This is a genomic window from Kamptonema formosum PCC 10802, from assembly GCF_000332335.1.
Lineage (GTDB): Bacteria > Cyanobacteriota > Cyanobacteriia > Cyanobacteriales > Oscillatoriaceae > Oscillatoria.
The window spans coordinates 150,315-168,905 of sequence record NZ_KB235949.1 but is presented as its reverse complement, the minus strand read 5'-3'; the positions used below and the strand labels follow the sequence as shown (position 1 = coordinate 168,905).

The 18,591-nt window shown below is 52.7% G+C and carries 14 protein-coding genes; 6 read left to right on the top strand and 8 right to left on the bottom strand.

Annotated features, from left to right (window positions below):
- From OSC10802_RS51675 to OSC10802_RS0131320, 4 genes are all read left to right on the top strand, one after another.
- Positions 1 to 1,071: an NAD-dependent epimerase/dehydratase family protein gene (locus OSC10802_RS51675; protein WP_017720720.1), complete on the top strand. Its 1,071-nt coding sequence runs from the start codon at positions 1 to 3 to the stop codon at positions 1,069 to 1,071.
- A 297-nt stretch (positions 1,072 to 1,368) separates the two neighbouring features.
- Positions 1,369 to 2,397: an NAD-dependent epimerase/dehydratase family protein gene (locus OSC10802_RS0131330; protein ID WP_026098980.1), complete on the top strand. Its 1,029-nt coding sequence runs from the start codon at positions 1,369 to 1,371 to the stop codon at positions 2,395 to 2,397.
- Positions 2,398 to 2,415: 18 nt separating this feature from the next.
- On the top strand, positions 2,416 to 2,769 hold the full coding sequence (locus OSC10802_RS0131325) for a DMT family transporter (RefSeq protein ID WP_017720718.1): 354 nt from the start codon (positions 2,416 to 2,418) through the stop codon (positions 2,767 to 2,769).
- Positions 2,766 to 3,638, top strand: a complete 873-nt coding sequence (locus OSC10802_RS0131320) for a decaprenyl-phosphate phosphoribosyltransferase (RefSeq protein ID WP_026098979.1) — start codon at positions 2,766 to 2,768, stop codon at positions 3,636 to 3,638. Before OSC10802_RS0131325 ends, OSC10802_RS0131320 begins: the two co-directional genes overlap by 4 nt.
- A gap of 156 nt (positions 3,639 to 3,794) precedes the next feature.
- Here the strand turns inward: OSC10802_RS0131320 and OSC10802_RS0131315 are convergent, their stop codons facing one another.
- The 4 genes from OSC10802_RS0131315 to OSC10802_RS55070 form a co-directional block, all read right to left on the bottom strand.
- Positions 3,795 to 6,380, bottom strand: coding sequence for a hypothetical protein (locus OSC10802_RS0131315; RefSeq protein ID WP_155968935.1), 2,586 nt, complete (start codon positions 6,378 to 6,380; stop codon positions 3,795 to 3,797).
- A 69-nt stretch (positions 6,381 to 6,449) separates the two neighbouring features.
- A complete protein-coding gene (purN, locus tag OSC10802_RS0131310; protein ID WP_017720715.1) occupies positions 6,450 to 7,136 on the bottom strand; it encodes a phosphoribosylglycinamide formyltransferase in 687 nt (228 codons plus the stop codon).
- A 121-nt stretch (positions 7,137 to 7,257) separates the two neighbouring features.
- Entirely contained in the window at positions 7,258 to 7,830 is a 573-nt protein-coding gene (locus OSC10802_RS42735) for a CAP domain-containing protein (RefSeq protein ID WP_017720714.1), read from the bottom strand.
- Positions 7,831 to 8,521: 691 nt separating this feature from the next.
- Positions 8,522 to 8,701, bottom strand: coding sequence for a hypothetical protein (locus OSC10802_RS55070; protein WP_155968933.1), 180 nt, complete (start codon positions 8,699 to 8,701; stop codon positions 8,522 to 8,524).
- Positions 8,702 to 8,740: 39 nt separating this feature from the next.
- Here OSC10802_RS55070 and OSC10802_RS0131300 point away from each other — a divergent pair, with 39 nt between their 5' ends.
- A complete protein-coding gene (locus OSC10802_RS0131300; protein ID WP_017720713.1) occupies positions 8,741 to 10,384 on the top strand; it encodes a glycoside hydrolase family 10-like protein in 1,644 nt (547 codons plus the stop codon).
- A gap of 262 nt (positions 10,385 to 10,646) precedes the next feature.
- Entirely contained in the window at positions 10,647 to 10,976 is a 330-nt protein-coding gene (locus tag OSC10802_RS0131295; protein ID WP_017720712.1) for a hypothetical protein, read from the top strand.
- Positions 10,977 to 11,373: 397 nt separating this feature from the next.
- Here the strand turns inward: OSC10802_RS0131295 and OSC10802_RS0131290 are convergent, their stop codons facing one another.
- The 4 genes from OSC10802_RS0131290 to OSC10802_RS0131275 form a co-directional block, all read right to left on the bottom strand.
- Positions 11,374 to 11,772, bottom strand: a complete 399-nt coding sequence (locus tag OSC10802_RS0131290; RefSeq protein WP_017720711.1) for an FHA domain-containing protein — start codon at positions 11,770 to 11,772, stop codon at positions 11,374 to 11,376.
- A gap of 172 nt (positions 11,773 to 11,944) precedes the next feature.
- Complete coding sequence (locus OSC10802_RS0131285; RefSeq protein ID WP_017720710.1) at positions 11,945 to 13,186, bottom strand: vWA domain-containing protein; 1,242 nt, start codon at positions 13,184 to 13,186, stop codon at positions 11,945 to 11,947.
- Positions 13,179 to 15,068, bottom strand: a complete 1,890-nt coding sequence (locus OSC10802_RS0131280; RefSeq protein ID WP_017720709.1) for an AAA family ATPase — start codon at positions 15,066 to 15,068, stop codon at positions 13,179 to 13,181. The genes OSC10802_RS0131285 and OSC10802_RS0131280 overlap by 8 nt, the downstream gene beginning before the upstream one ends.
- Positions 15,069 to 15,556: 488 nt before the next feature.
- A complete protein-coding gene (locus tag OSC10802_RS0131275; RefSeq protein WP_155968931.1) occupies positions 15,557 to 18,382 on the bottom strand; it encodes a serine/threonine-protein kinase in 2,826 nt (941 codons plus the stop codon).
- Between the last annotated feature and the right edge of the window lie 209 nt (positions 18,383 to 18,591).

Sequence of the window (18,591 nt, the reverse complement as noted above, 5' to 3'; positions counted from 1 at the left end):
ATGGATTTTAGCACAGATTTGGTGTTAGTTACCGGCGCTTTTGGCTGGCTGGGTGTTAGCTTGGTTGAGGCTTTGGTTAAGGGGTTGGCGGATTGCAAGGGGTTAAGCCAGCCGGCTGAGAATCTGCGGATTCGCTGTCTGATTTTACCGCAACAGGATGGTTCCCGCCTCAAAAGCATTTCCGAACGCATTGAAGTCGTCACCGGCGACTTGCGCAAGCCGAAAGATTGCGAGCGCTTCTGCGAGGGGGCGAGGGGCGCTATACTGTTCCACACTGCCGGTATTATCCACCCGCAAAGGGTGGCAGAGTTCTATCAGGTGAATGTAGGGGGGACGAAAAATCTGCTGGAGGCTGCCATTCATGCCGGTGTTAAGCGGGCTGTTGCGGTTTCTTCCAACTCTCCCTGCGGCTGCAACCCCCATCCCGATCACCTCTTTGATGAAACCTCGCCCTATAACCCTTACATGAATTACGGGCGCTCGAAAATGCTGATGGAATTGGCAGTGAAAGAGCGCCAGGAATCTGGTAAAATTGAAACTGTTCTTATTCGTGCGCCCTGGTTTTATGGCCCCAACCAGCCACCCCGGCAAACCCTGTTCTTCCGTATGATTCGCAATGGGAAAGGGCCAATTGTGGGGAGTGGGAATAATCTGCGATCGATGGCATATATCGACAATCTCTGTCAAGGGCTGCTGCTTGCCGGCGTGAGTGAAAAAGCCGCCGGTCAGATTTACTGGATTGCAGACGATCGCCCTTACTCCATGAACGAGATTATTGACACCGTGGAGCGTTTGTTAGACAATGAATTTGGGCAGAAGTGCGCGCACAAGCGATTGAGGCTGCCAGGAATTGCCAGTGAGATTGCGCTAGTTGTGGATGCTTTAATGCAGGGGGCAGGACTGTACAATCAGAAAATTCATGTCCTGTCGGAGATGAATAAAACGATTGCGTGCTCGATTGCCAAAGCGCGGCGGGATCTGGGCTATGAGCCAAAAATAGCGCTAGAAGAAGGAATGCGGCGCAGTCTGCGCTGGGTGTTTGAGAAATACGGGGGGATTGATGCTAACTGAGCTGCTAATATGTTAGGCTTGTAATCAGCTTGTTTCTTGAAAGGAGGCAGAGCTGATCGAGCCTAGTTCCCAGGCTGTAGGGGCGGGTCCCCGTGCCCGCCCCGGAACGAGGGGAACTGCGCAGATTTTGAGAGTCTCGCTATTCTATTAGCCCGCGAAGGCGGGCTTCGTCTGTATAGCCGCGATTTCCAATCGCCAGGAAAGGAGCAAGAAAAATTTGGTTCAGCTTCTTTACAAATGTGCGGCGCTGCTGTATGATGTTCGCAAGTGGTGTTGGTGGAGGTTGGACAGGAATACATGAAGCATTTAGTTACCGGCGGTTCGGGATTTTTGGGGAATCTGATTGCTAGGCGTCTCTGGGAGCGGGGCGAGGAGGTGAAAATCCTCGATATCTGGGAAGATCCGACTCGTCCGCAGGAGATAGAATTTATTCATTGCGATATCCGCGATCGCGCCGGTGTGGCGGCGGCGATGCGGGGTGCCGATATTGTCCACCACAATGTGGCGCTGGTTCCCCTCACAAAGTCGGGCGGAAAATTTTGGGAAGTGAATGTCGAAGGGAGTCGCATTGCGGCGGAAGAAGCTGTGCGGGCGGGGGTGAAGAGTTTTATTCACATGAGTTCGAGCGCGATTTTTGGCGCTCCGAAAAGTTGCCCGATTACCAGCGAGACTCCTACTAACCCCATAGAAATTTACGGGAGGGGCAAGTTAGCCGGTGAGTTGGCGGTGCGCGAGATTTGCGAAAAAGCCGGTATGCCACTGATTGTAATCCGCCCGCGCACGATTCTGGGGGAGGGGAGACTGGGGATTTTTCAAATCTTGTTTGAGTGGATTCAAGAGGGAAGAAACGTTTATGTCACCGGCACCGGCAATGTCGAGTTTCAGTTTGTTCACGCCCTGGACTTGATGGATGCCTACATGCTAGCCCTGGACTTGGGCAAGCCGGGGATTTACAATGTCGGCACAGACAGATACGGCACGCTGCGAGGGGGATTAGAGAATCTGATTGATTACGCCGGCACGGATTCAAAAGTTAAAAGTGTGCCGGCGTGGCTGGCAATCGGCACCTTGACAGTGCTAGACTGGTTGGGTTTAAGTCCCTTAGCGCCCTGGCACTACCTGACGTATCACAAAGCGTTCCATTTTGATGTGACGCCGTTACTGAAGTTGGGCTGGAAGCCGAAATACTCCAATGATGAGATGTTCCGCGAGAGCTACGACTGGTTCAGGCAAAACTATGATAAGCTAGCGGCTGAAAAGGCAAAATCACCTCACCGGCGTCCGGTAAAAGAGAAACTGTTATGGGTTTTGAAGCAACTTTCCTAGTCAGGCGGGGAGAATGAGATGAATGCGACTTGGGTGGCGTGGGGATTTCTGCTGGCGGCGGCGGTGAACAATTGCATTGGGAGTTTACTGCTGAAACGTTCGCGCTTGGAAGCCCCCGATCCCGGCTTAATTTCCTTGCTGTTCTCGCCCTGGTTCATCGGGGCGGTACTCGTGTATGGAATTAACTTGGTGCTGTTTGCGAAAGCGCTGGAGAAATTGCCGGTTTCAGCGGCATATCCCGTGTTTGCCGGCATCGGATTTGGCTTGATTGCCATGGGCGGAAGCTGGTTTTTTGGAGAGCGTCTGGGGGTGACTCAATGGGTGGGATTAGGAACGATTCTAGCCGGCATGATTATTATGTCACGAGCGTGACTCCGCATATCATAAAATTGCTGCGCCCGCACCAGTGGACGAAAAATCTATTCTGTCTGGCGGGGGTGATTTTTGGTGGGCGGCTATTCCAACCGGCTGCCACTGTCACAGCCTTCGCGGTGGTGGCAATTTTTTCCGCTGCTGCCTCAGCCATGTATATTTTCAACGACATTCAGGATATAGAGCGAGATCGCCAGCACCCAAAAAAGCGGTTTCGCCCCCTCGCCAGTGGAAAAGTCAGCGTCAGCGCTGCAGGTTCTATCGCCCTCTTTCTCGCCCTAGTCGCTTTGACTGGGGCTTATTATTTTGGGATGGCAACACTGGCGTGTCTCGCCCTCTATGTTGCCGTCAATTTCGCCTACTCGCTGAAGCTGAAACACTTGCCCCTGCTGGATGTCAGCTGCATTGCTGTTGGGTTTGTGCTGCGACTGCTAGCCGGTGTTTACGCGCTGGGCGACACACCGACGGCGTGGATTGCGCTTTGCACTTCTTTCCTGGCGCTATTTTTGGGGTTTGCTAAAAGGAGGTGCGAACTGTTCGATTTGGGGGATAAAGAAAACAGCCAAAGGCCGGTTTTGTCCCACTACACTGTACCCTATTTGGATTCTTTGGTGAACAGCACCGCCACTATGACGGTGATGTGCTATGCGCTGTTTACCGCCACTTCTGGGAAGAATCCCTCTCTGGTTGTGACGGTGCCGGTTGTGCACTACGCCATCATGCACTACAAACATCTGGTGATGGTGCGAGCCGGTGCTGAGGAACCGGATCGGATTCTGCTGCAAGACAGTCGCATCAAATTGAGCATTGTCATCTGGCTGATCAGCTACTTAGTGATTTTCTACGGAAATCTCCATTTCTTCCGCTAGGAAAGTAGGGTGCGTTAGCGAAGCGTAACGCACCCCATAACCTCGGTTCACCTGCTTATAAGCTGTTAAGCTTTTAATCGGCATGTGGTCGAAAGGAGGCAGAGCCTCCAAACGGGCGTTCCCAGGCGGAGCCTGGGAACGAGGGGATTCACCGGCTTAACGAATCTCAACGCGGTACACCCCTGTCAGCGGTACAGCGGAATGGCTTGCCGGCTTGTAAATCCAGGCTTTGAGATTGTGAGTTCCCTTTGGCATAATTTCCGCCTTCAAGTCAATCTTCCAGCCAGCGTTGCTGTAAGCGCTGCTTTGAAGCGCTTGCGCAACATCTGGGCGGGGTAAGTGAATTGTCGTAACGCCGACCGGCTTGTTATCCTTTCCATAGGTTAGCAAAACAAAATTCGTCTGTCCTTTGACTGATTTCCGAGTCGCCCATCCAGACAGCGAAATGGTGTCGCCTTTTCTAAAAGGCTTATCCTTCTTTGTGTTTCGGGTGTCCAGAAATCCCTTTAAGTCCGCAGTCGGCTTGGGGAGGAACTTGAGCGCACTCAGCCGAGATGAAATTTGTTCTAGTGAGATAGGTGGGGGCTGGACGCTGGCCAGATTGTAGGAGACAAAGCTTATCTGGATATTGGATTTAAAGAGAAAAGGATTTCTTGTCGAAAAGCTAAAGCTTTTCACCGGACTAGGTAATTCTCCTTGAAACAGCGAGAAGGCTTCAAGAGCGTCTTGAGGCAGGTGACTGATGAGGACGCCGTTTTCTGAATTCCCTGGAAGAAGTCTGGCAATCCAGCTAACATTATTCATGTCAGTGACCTCCACCGTAACCGGCGGCACTCGGAAGAGGGTTTTATAGAGTTTGCCAAACGTGGAATACTCGAACTTAATTGCGGCGCGAACTATCGAGCCCTCGCTCTTTTCCAAAGGCTGGGGCGTGTTCCAAGGAATTGAGATTGTTTTGCTTCCGGGAAGGGCGGAACAGATACTGGACTTGCGCCTTGACAGGATCGTCAGATTGGACAGACCTGGCATATTGATAAACTCAGGCAGTTTCGGGGAGACTTCATAGTTGCACAAAATGTAGAAAAATGTTTCAGGCTCGTCAAAGAAAGGGTGCCGGCCATCAATCGAGGTGAAGTTATAAAAGATGTAGTCTCTCGGCGCGGAGGACAGACTCTTATAGTTGGCGCTGTCCAGAAAGCGCGTGTAAGCTGAGTAAGACTGGAAAACAGGTCTGGGTTTCCAATTCAGTTGATTGGCCTCTGCTAGCAAGACTTCCCAGGGAACAATGTCTATTGCTTTGTTTCCCACCAGACGGATCGCCTTTTCGGGCAGCTTGATTTGAGCTAAATCTGCGGCACTAATTTCATTCAAACTGGACTGAAACGCCTTGAGATTGAGGAGGGATGACAGCTGCGCCCCCACTCTCGCCGGCGTTAACGCCTGAACGTAAGGGATGAATACCCCCAGATTCACAGTCAGGTAGGCGAGAGCCAGGATTAGGACGTAACCGTGCGCCAAATTTGAGAGCTTTTGAAAGCGCACTGTTTTAAGTTTTTCCCAACACAGCCAAACGATGATGGGGGTGAAGCGGATAAAACTAGCAGCGTGAAGCCCGCTGCGGACAAACCCATGTTTAAAGGCTAGCGCCAAAACAAACCCAAGAACCAGAGCCCAGCCCAGATTTCCTTCTCTGGCTATTAAGATGAGAAGGATTGATACCAAAATTAATTCAGAAACCGCCAATCCAAGCTCCCAGCTAGATCCTACTATACTCATGGCGCTGGAATACCCCTCTGAAATTTCCAGACAGCCTCTTATATAAGCTGCCAGTGAGGGCGAGGAATACAAAACTGTTACGCTCAGGAACAAACAGTAGGAGACATAAAATCCTCCCTTCCAGCCTAGCCGGCGCACTGCTGAGACTAATCCCGGCGCTCTCTTCTTAGCTTTTTTTGCTACATCCGCGATAAAGGGAAGAAGGATTCGTTTCTGCACCAGCCAAGTGACTGCCCCAATCATGCCGGCAAAAAACAGACACAGGAGTACCTCTTTCAGGCTTATTTTGGGGTTGGGGTTTAAAAATATGAAGGCAACAGAGATGGCTGCCAGTAAGGCATCGGTGACAGCCAAAAAGCTAATCAGCCTGTCGGATTTGGATTTGAGAGCGCTGTAGCAATTAGCCCCTAACAGCAAAATCAGCGAGCCAAGGGTGTAAATTCCGATAGTAAACTTGGTCAGCAAACAAAAGCCGGCAATGCCTCCCAGTCCCACAGCCGCCCATCTGACTGACTTTCGCTCCCACAGGCTGTCGAAAGACAGGACAATTAAAAAGGTGTAGATCAGTTCGTATTCAAAAATTGAGATTCCCAGCAGAAAGGGTACGGTCAGGCTGAGCGCTACTAACACCTTTTGTAATGGCTGTTTCAGCTTCCTTAGCTTCGCAACAGCCAGCCCGCAAAATATTAAGTGGACGGCCACATGAAACCCGACTACCGAAAAAAAGTGCTGCTTTAAGGCCAGTCCAAAAACAGCCAGGTATCCAAAAGGCCCGCAAGTGAATATAATGTCTTTGCCAAAGATAAGTTTTTCGGCGGCAGCGCGACCGATCGCATAAGTCCAAGAGGGGTCTAAACCTTTGGCCATTCCCACCGGCATTTGCAAGAAGGCCAGGAAAAAGTACGCGGCTGGAATCCCCCACGCCATAAAGGGCATCCAGCCTTTCATTCTTGATGTCACACTCATGTCAGTAAGTAGAAAGACAGCGTTTAAATAGCCATAAAAAAGACTACCACACTGCCGGCGTGTTTTATCCTAGACTGAGGGGTGCCAACCGGCACGCCCGGCGGCTGCCAGGACAATCGCTTGCAGCAAAATCTTGTGTTCCTGGACTTGAATGCGGGCGTGCAGGGTTTCTGGCGTGTCCTCGGGCAGCACCGGCACCGCTGCCTGTATAATAATCGGGCCACAGTCCACTTCCGCACGGGCGATGTGAACCGTACATCCTGTTATTTTCACCCCAGCTTTCAGCGCATCCTCAACACCATTCGCGCCCGGAAAACTCGGTAACAAGCTGGGGTGGATGTTGAGAATTCGGTCCGGGAAAGCGTCAAGGAGAACGTCGGTGATGATTCGCATCCAGCCGGCCATAATTACCCACTCCACATTATACTCCCGCAGGGTCTTGACAATTTCGCCATCTAAATCTTTGCGGCGCTTGTAGTCGCGGTGGTTGAGCAGCACAGCCGGCACGCCCCAGCTGTCGGCGCGTGCGGCGACTTTCGCAGCGGGGTTGTTGTAAATCACCACTTGTATTTTGGCGTTCAGCTGCCGGTCTGCAATCGCCTGGGCGATCGCTTCAAAGTTGGTGCCGCTACCGGAAGCCATCACTCCCAGTTTCAGCGGGGAGCCGGCGGGGGGATATTCCGCCATCAGGTTAGGGGGAATGGCGGGAGAGATGAAGCTGGGAGTGGGTTCAGCCGGTGCGCGATCGGAAGTCATGGGCAGAGGAATGAAATCTGCGGTTGATGCAATGCGTGCATCTTAGCAGGAAAATGCGCCGGCGATCTTAAAATAAAATAAAGCCGTAGTAGTAGGGTGGGTAAGCGTTGCGTAACCCACCCTACTGAGCTACTGACCTGTAGGCTTTGGCATAGCTAATCGCGCACATGGCCCCATACTTGACGTGATGGCCGAAAGCAACTCCCGTGACTAAGTAGTCGGGGTTAAACATGTTTTTCCTGTGCCCGCGAGAGCGAACTCCGTCATCTATAATTAAAGACATGACAATATCTTCTGCTGTCCGGTCGCCATAACTGATATTTTCTCCTGCCGCCCGCTGCCACTGACCGTAACGATTCATGCGGGAAAAAGGATCGCTGCCATCACTGCCACTGTGGCCGGTTAGACCTTTTGGCCCTTGGTCTTTTACGTGATCTTTCGCGGCTAGCGACAGACCTCTCGACACTTTGAGGGGCGGTAAAGAACGAGCCGACCGCAAAAAGAGGATTGCCTCCTCAACTGCCCTCACCCCTTCATTCGTGAGGACGGGTATTTCTCCTGGAACTTGCAGCATTTTCCCATTATAATACCCGATTCTGCTTTCCAAGGTGTCCGCACAGGCGGCTGGATTTGTCCGCGCAAGATTCATCTGCGCGATAACTTTTTTCTCTAGCTGCGAGAGGTAATCTTTCATAGAATTTTTCTCCGGGTTTAAAAGTGATAAACCCCGTTGGTTGGCGGGAGAGACTCGTGTGCCGGTTCAGGACAGGATAAATCCCGTCTCTACAAGAGATTTGCAATCCCTGTGCCGGTGCCTGTAGCTATCATATCATAGAATTTCAGTTGGCGTCATTTTATATGAGAAAGGCGGGGGCGTGACTGTGGGAGCGGGTTTTGGGGGCGAGGGCGGATTTGTTTCAGTCCTTCGCTGTGGGGCAAAGTTTCGGGTGAGTCTCGCCCCTACAGCATTCCGGCAGGGGCGGGCGCTTGTCAATATCTCGGAGGAACCGGGGTGAGGGGGCGGGTTTATTACAATCCTTCGCTGTGCGCCAAAGAGTTCGGGTTCGCCCCGCCCCCACAGCATCTTTATATAGCGTTTCTCAGATTAGTGAGGTACCCAGAAACCCGGTTTCTTAAAGAAACCGGGTTTCTGGACCCTACTAAACGCGATATCTATCCGCGGATTTTATTTGTATGGCTTTAATATTTATTCTTCAGGTATAAAAAAAAGGATACAGGCGGATTTGCTCTAACTGCCCACTCGGGGAGAGGCGCGGGGCGGGAAAGGCAATCCGTCTTTGCGGATTTCAAGGTGGGAGCGGGGAAAGATAAAGGCGACTGCTGCGCAGGCGGTGCGGAGTGTGCCGGTTGAGCTTGTCTCAGTCTCACAGACAGTTCATCCCCCAGATCCCCGCACGGCAGACACAAGAGCCCCACTTTGGGAATATTCCCACCGGCATATCCCGCAGCGCTCCGCCTGGAACGCACCCGACTTTCACAAAGTAAACACCCGGATTTAAGATGCGCTTCCCAGAAACTGACCGGCTTGGTATGATGGGGGGCATTGCTGATTAGGGGTAAAACATCAAGTCCTTGCAAATAAGATGAATTTAACTGCCCTGATTTTCCGAATTTACAGCCAATTACGGTTTTTTGGCCGCAATATGGCTGCATCCCTGGGGAAACGCCGGTCGCATCTGCCCGAAGCCGGAGCCGCTTCCCCGACCCCCGATTATCATACAAACCGGAAAAAAGGCAAAATCCTGGCATTCGGTCTTTCTCTGCTCTTCGGACTAGCCGTGACTCAGATTTACGCCGCTTTTCCACCGGCAGGACTAGCCCAACAGACAGAGCCGGCCTCTCAACTCGCCAGTGTTGGCCACACGCGGGAGTTCCGGGGCGTGTGGGTGGCAACCGTGGCCAACATAGACTGGCCCTCTAAGCGGGGAGTGCCGGTGGCGCAGCAAAAAGCCGAGCTGATCCGCATCCTCGACCAGATGCAAGCCCTGAACCTGAACGCACTGGTGTTGCAAGTGCGTCCGGCTGGAGACGCCTTCTATAACTCGCAACTGGAACCCTGGAGTGCGTGGCTGACCGGCACCCAAGGCAAGCCGCCAGAACCCTTCTACGATCCGCTGCAATTTGCCATCGAAGAAAGCCACAAGCGCAACATCGAATTGCACGCTTGGTTCAACCCCTACCGCGCCCAAGCAAAACAGCAATTCCGTCTCGCCGGCAATCACATGGCGGAGCAATATCCAGAATACGCCTACGAATACGGCGATTTGCTGTGGATGGACCCCGGTGCCAAAGTCGTTCAGGACAAAACCTATGAAGTCATTATGGATGTGGTGCGCCGCTATGATGTTGACGGCATCCACCTCGATGACTACTTCTATCCCTACCCCGAAGCCGGCATCGAATTCCCCGACTCCAGAACCTATTCCGCTTATCGGGCTGCCGGTGGCTCCCTCTCCCGAGGCGACTGGCGGCGCGATAACGTCAACAGGTTGATGAAGCGCCTCTCAGACGGCATTCGAGCGGCCAAACCTTACGTCAAATTTGGGATCAGTCCCTTTGGCATATACCGCCCCGGACAGCCGGCAGGAATTGTGGGACTCGACCAGTACAATGAACTTTATGCCGACGCCAAAAAATGGCTGGTAGAAGGTTGGGTTGACTATATGGCTCCTCAACTCTACTGGCGCATCGATCCGCCCCAGCAAAGCTACCCCGCACTGCTGAATTGGTGGACGCAAAATAACCCCCAAGGCCGGCACATATACGCCGGCAACTACCTGAGCCAACTCAACGGGGAAAGCTGGCCGATTTCCGAATTCAAGAGACAGGTTGAGATTTCTCGCCGCAAAGCAGACGATTTCTCTTTGGGAAATATCTTTTTCAGCATGAAGGTTTTCAAAGAAAATCGCCTTGGCGTTAATGATGCCTTCAAAGCCTCAATTTATCCCCGACCGGCACTCCCACCGGCGATGCCTTGGCTAGACGCCCAACCCCCCGCTCCCCCCACAGGCGTCACCGCCAGTGCCGGTACGATCGCTTGGGACCCGGCAGTTTCTGACGACATTCGCTCCTGGACTGTTTACAAGCGCACCGGCAACAGCTGGGCACTCCTGGGAATTGTCCCCGCCGACACTGCCGGTGCCAGAGTTGGGCCAGGAACCTACGCCGTCTCCGCCGTGGATCGCATCGCTAATGAAAGTCAGGGAGTTGTTGTCTCCGTGCAGTAAATAGGTCAGCAAAACTCCGCTCGTAAAACTCAGAAACCCGGTTTCTTCAAGAAACCGGGTTTCTTGATTTCGCCCTCAGTACAGGCGTGAGGGCGTTTCCTGCTTAAATCCTTGACATACAGTTAGTGATGTGCTATATAAAAAAATAATGTCCATTCCCTAGCAGTGTTAGGGAACGGTAAGGAGGGTCAGATGCGATTTATCGCGTCTCTACAAGACAGGCGCGATTTATTGCGTCTCTACCAACAGGAAAGTAAAATCTATGAAATTGAATTTTCTTATCGACGCAGAGTTTCGGCTGCTTAAAGCAGTGGCTCCCTCTTTGACTCCTAAAAGCTTCCTCGACGCGCTGCGCGAGTATTTCGATCCGAATTTATCGGATGCTGAAAACAAGGAACGAATCATGGGAGCTATCCGGAAAGGAATATTTGGGGAGCGACTTGCAGAAGCTGCTGACCCCAATGTTCAAGCCGATCCAACGATTGAAGCTCAATTGCTATCCCAACAGCCAGCCAATGAGAGCAGTTCCGGGACAACCAATACCACCGGGCAAACCGATATCACCCAGGAACGCGAGCGGGGCGGGCATTAAGATGCCAGTTTTTCCGGGAAGTTACAGCATTATTATCGCATAAGGAGAGAGAACATGACCACTGAAAATTTGTGGATACAATTAGGCATTACTCTCACTAAAGAGGGGTTGAGATGGGCATTAAACAAAGCAGTTGACTGGGCCATAGAGGAGTTGCGCAAGGGGTATTGACCTGGCGGTATTGAAAAACACCGGCATCCCGACGGGTGTGTTCGCCTTCTGTAGGGGTGGGTTCACCCTCGTTCCCAGGCTCCGCCTGGGAACGCTGTCCAGGAGGCTCTGCCTCCTTTGGGCAGATAAGAAGATTAAAAGCCTAAAAGCTTATCATAACCGCTTGCCTCTAAAGCTGCATTCCGGCAAGCTTCTGTCAGTTTCTCTGCTCTCCAAATTGCCGCACCTAATGAACTATCACCTCAAATTCCAGATTGCCGAGTTTCACCTTACTCCCCACTTCAAGTGTAACAGGTGCGGAGGGCTGTTTGGCGGCTTGGCAGATGAGAAACTCCCCATTGACAAAAGTGCCGTTGGTGCTGCACAAATCCACCACTTGCAGTTTCCCTTCAACCCACTGGAATTCAGCATGCCGGCGAGATACAGAAGGCGGAGTGCCCAGTTCGCATCCTGTCAGGTCAATATCAACTTTTACTGCCGGCGGATCGTGACGCCCGACAGCCATTTGCAGCCGGTTGAGGGGAAAACATCGCCCCGATGCCGGTCCGTTGAGCAACCGCAATTGGGCGGTATCGGGGGTGAGAAATACATCGGGATGGGGGGCGGTGCCAAAATCACTGCTCATATTTTATCTCGCTGGTATTCGGTATGGGGCATGGGGCATGGGGCATGGGGCATTTTCTCTCGTTCCCAGGGTATATTTGCTTTGAAACCCGCGCAGGCGGGTTTCGTCTGTGTAGCCGCGATTTCCAATCGCCGGCTGCTTTTCTGGGAACGATAATATGCTTCACTTCACATCACGCATCCCCTCCTAATTTCCGCGAATCCCTCAGCATTTTGGTAACGCCGTCGGGGTTCAATTGGCCAGTCTTTTTAAGCTCGTCAAGCTGCAGCTTCGCTTGACCGGCAATCTGCATCTCCCCCGCTCTCAGCGCTGCTGCCTGCATATTTTCCAGCAATTCCCCCGTGCGTTTGGGATCGTCGGTGCCAGTCAGATCGTCATTGCAAACATTTATATCCCAGCACAGCCGGTCGCGGTTGACTTCTGGGTTAATCTTTTGCGACTCCCCATAGCCATTGGTTTGATAAATCCCCGCTGTTGCCGCCACCGGCTTTGCTAGAATATCCGCCTCTAACTGCACGGAAATCACATCCCGATTGCCGGTTGACTCCCCTATTTGCCCTGGGGGGATGCTGACTTCAACTAGCAAGTCTGTTGGGGTATCGGCGCGAATCGCCCCCAGGCTCAATTCGTTTGGGGCGCTCTCCTCTAAGGGCATGTATTCCGGACGAAACCGGCAAAATCCCTCCACCCTCACACCGGCACTGGGAGCAAGCAATATTTTCCCTCCCACGGTGACAAACGCTTGGCAAGACGCCAGTTTCTTCCCCAGCTCCGGTTCTAGCGCTTCTGGGGTGTTCGCGTACACAAACCCCCCCTTGCCGCTATCGCTCAATTTTACCAGAAAATCCCTGTTAAAATTGGCGGCATTCCCCAAACCCACCGCACACACCATAATCCCCTCACTGCTGAATTGCTCTACTTTCTCAATCAGCAGCTTCCTGTCATTTTCATCCAGCACACTTCCTTTGAGATTGGTGGCGTGCCCGTCGGTTATCAAAATCCCCGCGCGGGCGACTCCTCGTTCCGCCGGCAAAGCTTCTTTCATCCATTCTAGCGCTAAATCCGTGCGGGTGCAACCGGCGGCTCGCAATTGGGAGAGGGCTGTTTTTGCTCTCTTTGCAGCGCCTTCCCCACCGGCAAGATTCTCCAGCAGCGGGCTCACCTTGGTGGCAAAACCCGCCAGGGATAACTTATCTTCCCGGCGCAGTTGGGAGACAACTGCTTGACAAGCTTCTTTGGCGCGTTCCAATTTTTCCCCCGCCATCGATATGCTGGTATCGAGGGCTACCGCCACGCGCACCGGCAGCCCACTCGCCCCTCCTGTCTGGGGGCGGATGCGCACTCGCAGGACGTGTTTTGTCTGGTGTCCGAGCAGTTTTGCCGGTCTGTCCCACTCTAATTCTAACTCAAACACGCTTTACCTCCAAATTTCCTTCTTTTATCCCCACTTCCAGGGCTTTTCCTGTCAGGGAAGCCGGTTCGGGAAACTCGTGGAAAATCCAGCGATTCAGCGGGCGCTCGACTAGAGTTTCCAGCAGGGTTTTTATCCGCCGCCCCCCCAGCAGCAAGTTGTTCCCTTTTGCCATCTCCTCACTGAGGGCTTCCAGAATTGAGGGCTGGAATTTCAGCGTTAGCTGGTACTTCTCCTCAGCCACCTCCGCCAGTTTGCCCAGGAATTTGCGGCCAATGTCCCTCACGAACTGCGGGCGCAAGATGTCAAACACTACTATACTATCACCCAACCGGCTCAAAAGTTCGGCTCGCCCTATCCAGTTGGTGAAATACCACTTGACTTCTGTCTCGAAGTGATCTCTGACTTTCTCGTAATCGAACTCGCCGGCATCGCTTTGCTCCACTTGCGCCACGATCCCGCGCCGGATTGTTACGCCAGTGTGCGGATCGGTTAAGTCGGAGGCTCCAATATTGCTGGTGAAAATAATTGCCGTCTGGTTGAAGTAGGCGGTTTGCCCTTTGCTATCCGTCAGCCGCCCATCCTCCAGAATTTGCAAAAATTTATCTAGAACTCGGGGATGAGCCTTCTCAATTTCATCAAAAAGCAGTATACTGTAAGGGTGTTGCAAAACCCGATTGGTCAGCTGCCCCCCTTCTTGATAGCCCACATATCCCGGTGCTGCCCCTGTCAGTTTCTCGGCGGCTTGCTCTTGTTTATACTCGCTCATGTCAAAGCGGGCAAAGGCTCGCTCGTCTCCGAATACCAGTTTGGTGACGGCTTTGGCGAGTTCGGTTTTGCCAACGCCTGTGGGACCGACAAAGAAGAAAATTCCTTTCGGTTTGCCGGCGCTGCTGCCGGTGAGGCTCAGTCCTATTCTAGCACTGGTGAGCATCGCTGTCACCGCTGCCACCGCGCGGGGTTGCCCAATCACGGCGCGAGAGAGTTCTGCTTGCGAGCGGGAGATTTTTTCGCGGTTCATTTGCTCCCAAGGAGCTTGCCGCCGGCCAAATTTAAATAAGTCCACCAGCTTCCAGACTTCTTTGAGTCGCAGGGGAATCTTTTGCTGCAAAGAGGTGTGGCGCAGCGCCTCCAAATCCCACGCTCGAAAGCCTTCCGTGAGGTCGGCAAATTCCTCTGCTAATAATTCTAGTTCAGAAGGGGTTTCCGGGGAAGGGCGCTGGGAATTAATTTGCTCGCCCTGATAAAACCCACCCGCCCCGCCAACCGGACAAATGAAGCGCAGGGCGAACTGCCGGCGCTCCTCCCGTTCGGGATGCGACACTTGCACCAGTCCGACAAAAGGGTTATTCTGGTAAAGCCACTCTGGCAGATGTTTTAAATCGCTGAGCAGGATAACTAAAGTGTTGCGATATCCTTTCAACTTGCCATCGCTGATAGTAGAAGCTTCCAGGGTGCATTTTTTCAGCAGCAGCAAAGGGTGGCCATTGCTTCCGCGCAGGACGCTTTCCGATACCAGCATATCTCCCAAGTCTAGCACACCGGCCACTGGGATTGCCGGTTGGGAGAGCGCACCGAGGAAGTGGCAAAATTTTTCTTCTAAATCGGAAGTGGTTTTCAGGTAATCGCGGCGCAGCGCCAGCTTGTCAAACTGCAGTCTCATTTCGCGGTTCGGGAAGTCGTACTCCCCCTCTACCGCATCGTAGCGGAAAATTACCTGGAATTGCCTGTCGGCGAAATAGGTTTTCAGGAACTCGCGGGTGTTCAGATAGTTTTCCCGCCACAGCAGCAAATCGTGGATATTGCCATAGAGGATAGCGTGCTGCCGGCGCAGGAGCAATTTCTCGAATTCCTGAATCCAGCGGGAGGATGCCGGTGGGTTCATCAAATACCTCCTTTATCTTGTGTTGGGTTTGTTGCCGGTGACAGACGAACGTGGGGTGCGTTCCGCCTCAATCCATTATCGCACAGGGGGGCACTTAGAGCTACCGGGCGATTGAAACTCATATCATGTCCGGTAGCACCGTTATTGTTGGCGAGGTAGGGGCGGGTTTATTCATATTCTGCTCTGTGCCATAAATATCTTGGCAGAACCCTCCCCTACAAGGCTATGTATGCTGCTGTCAACCCCCCGTAGGGGCGGGTTCGCCCGAAATCCCGATCTCACAGGGAAAAATATGACTAAACCCGCCCCGGCACTACCCGAAAACCCCGCCGGCAATCCTGGGGGGTGTTCGCACGCGGAACGCACCGCGCAGAAAATAGAATGCGTTCCGCGTCATCAATTCTCGCAGACAAATGGGAGGCAGAAAATAGGGGCGTTCCGCCTTATCAATTCCCCCGCAAAAATGGGGGGTATTCCCACGCGGACCCCTACAGCGAACCCACCTCCCACAACCGCACCGTACCATCCTCACTCGCCGACATCAGAATTTTGCCATCTGGGGAGAAGGCGACGCCGCACACCAAATTCCCATGTCCAGAAAGCTGTCGCAGTTTACTCCCTGTTGCCACATCCCACAGTCGCACGGTATTATCCCTACTCCCCGACGCCAAAATTTTGCCATCTGGGGAGAAGGCGACGCTCCACACCCAATTCCTATGTCCAGACAGTGTTTGCAGTTGTTCCCCAAAAATAACATTCGACAAAAATTGCCACACTGAATTCCTAGAAGCAACTTTATTCCCAGAAGCCACATCCCACAGTCGCACGGTTTTATCCAAACTCCCCGATGCCAGAATTTTACCATCTGGGGAGAAGGCGACGCTGCACACCGAATTCCCATGTCCAAAAATCTGTCGCAGTTCACTCCCTGTTGCCACATCCCACAGTCGCACGGTATTATCCTCACTCCCCGACGCCAGAATTTTGCCATCTGGGGAGAAGGCGACGCTATTCACTGAATTCTCATATCCAGAAAGCTGTCGCAGTTGACTCCCTGTTGCCACATCCCACAGTCGCACGGTTTTATCCCAACTCCCCGACATCAGAATTTTGCCATCTGGGGAGAAGGCAACGCTGAACACCGAATCCTCATGTCCAGAAAGCAGTCGCAGTTGACTCCCTGTTGCCACATCCCACAGTCGCACGGTTTTATCCCAACTCCCCGACGCCAGAATTTTGCCATCTGGGGAGAAGGCGACGCTGTACACCTCATTCTCATGTCCAGAAAGCTGTCGCAGTTCACTCCCTGTTGCCACATCCCACAGTCGCACGGTTTTATCATTACTCCCCGACGCCAGAATTTTGCCATCTGGGGAGAAGGCGACGCTGTACACCTCATTCTCATGTCCAGAAAGCTGTCGCAGTTCACTCCCTGTTGCCACATCCCACAGTCGCACGGTTTTATCATTACTCCCCGACGCCAGAATTTTGCCATCTGGGGAGGAGGCGACGCTGTACACCAAATCCCCCTGTCCAGAAAGCAGTCGCAGTTCGCTCCCTGTTGCCACATCCCACAGTCGCACGGTTTTATCCCAACTCCCCGACGCCAGAATTTTGCCATCTGGGGAGAAGGCAACGCTGTACACCGAATTCTCATGTCCAGAAAGCTGTCGCAGTTCACTCCCTGTTGCCACATCCCACAGTCGCACGGTATTATCCGAGTTCCCTGACATCAGAATTTTGCCATCTGGGGTGAAGGCAACGCTGAGCACCAAATCCCCATGTCCAGAAAGCTGCCGCAGTTCACTCCCTGTTGCCACATCCCACAATCGCACGGTTTTATCCGAGCTCCCCGACGCCAGAATTTTGCCATCTGGGGTGAAGGCGACGCTGATCACCAAATCCCCATGTCCAGAAAGCTGTCGCAGTTCACTCCCTGTTGCCACATCCCACAGTCGCACGGTTTTATCCCAGCTCCCCGACGCCAGAATTTTGCCATCTGGGGAGAAGGCAACGCTCCACACCCAATTCTCATGTCCAGAAAGCTGTCGCAGTTCACTCCCTGAAGCGACATGCCACAGTCGCACGGTTTTATCCCCACTCCCCGACGCCAGAATTTTGCCATCTGGGGAAAAGGCGACGCTGCTCACCGAATCCCCATGTCCAGAAAGCTGTCGCAGGAATTGCCCGCTGCGCAAATCCCACAAATAGATATCTCGCGCCCCACCCAATGCTAGCAGAGTGCCATCAGGACTCAAAGCGCCGCAATTCGCTGGACAATCTATTTCCCACAGCGCCTCACCACTGTTCATATTAAACAGTGCCGCGCCGCCACCGGCACACACCAGCACCAACTCCTGATTCAGGGGAATCACATTTCTAATCCATCCCCGTCCCAGTCGCCGCACCATTCCCTCCAGCGCCAGTTGTGGCAATATAAAATAGCCACGCAGACTTTCCACTGGTTGCGTCTTGGGCGATGGCGGTGATGATAGTGCACTCAGGACTTGCTGTGCTGTCCAGCGGGCTTTATAATCTTTTATCAAACCCCCTCGCACAATTTCGTCAAAAGGTGCCGGCACTTTCGACCAGTCTATCAATAGTTCACAGTCTAGCACAGCTTTTATCAACTCTTCTTCCGTCTCCCCAGAAAAGGGTAACTGACCGGTGAGCATTTCCACAATCATCACTGTCAAAGACCACAAATCCCAGCTGGGTGTAATGACTCTTTGATAAGCTTCAGGAGGAGCGTACTGGACTGTCGCTCTCACATTAGTGGTGCGAGTGCCACTTTTGGCACCGACACGACGCACTAAGCCAAAATCTGACAGTTTCCACTGTTTCCCCACTCTCAGCACGTTGGCTAATTTCAAGTCCCGATGCACTAATTTATCCGGTTGACTGTGGAGATATACTAAGGCAGATGCTAAACCTCGCACTATGTCCCGGACTTCATCAGCCGAAAAAACGCCCTGACCTCGACGCTTCTCTAGGGTTTCTTCTGCGAGTTCCATCACCAAGAACAAATAAGGATCTTCCTCGATATGGCACTCGCCAGGGGCAAAGCAGCGCAACAGATGAGGGTGATTTAGATTAACGGCGGCGATGAGTTCCTGGAGCTGGGCTTCGCGGTTTTTCTCCTCCTCATCCGCTGGAATCAGCTTGAGGGCCACTTGGCGCATAAAGCGATTGCCCACCACTTCATCGGCTTGGAAAACTGCCCCATATCCCCCTACCCCCAGCAACTCTTTCAGGTAATATTGGCCATTGACTGTTTGGTCTTTAAACATTTTCCAGAATAGCTTAGAATTCATACTCTATCTCCTATTTAAGTTCATAGCCGGCTTCCCATGTGACTTGCTCCCTATTGTGCTAGAATACACTGTAGGCGTCACTCTGTCAATCGCCTTGTAGGAAGTAGGGTGCGTTCCGTGTCATCCATTCTCGCACAGGGGTGGACTCGCGCGCGGAACGCACCGCTACCGAGTGGGGGTGTGTTCCGCCTTATCAATTAAAGCACAGG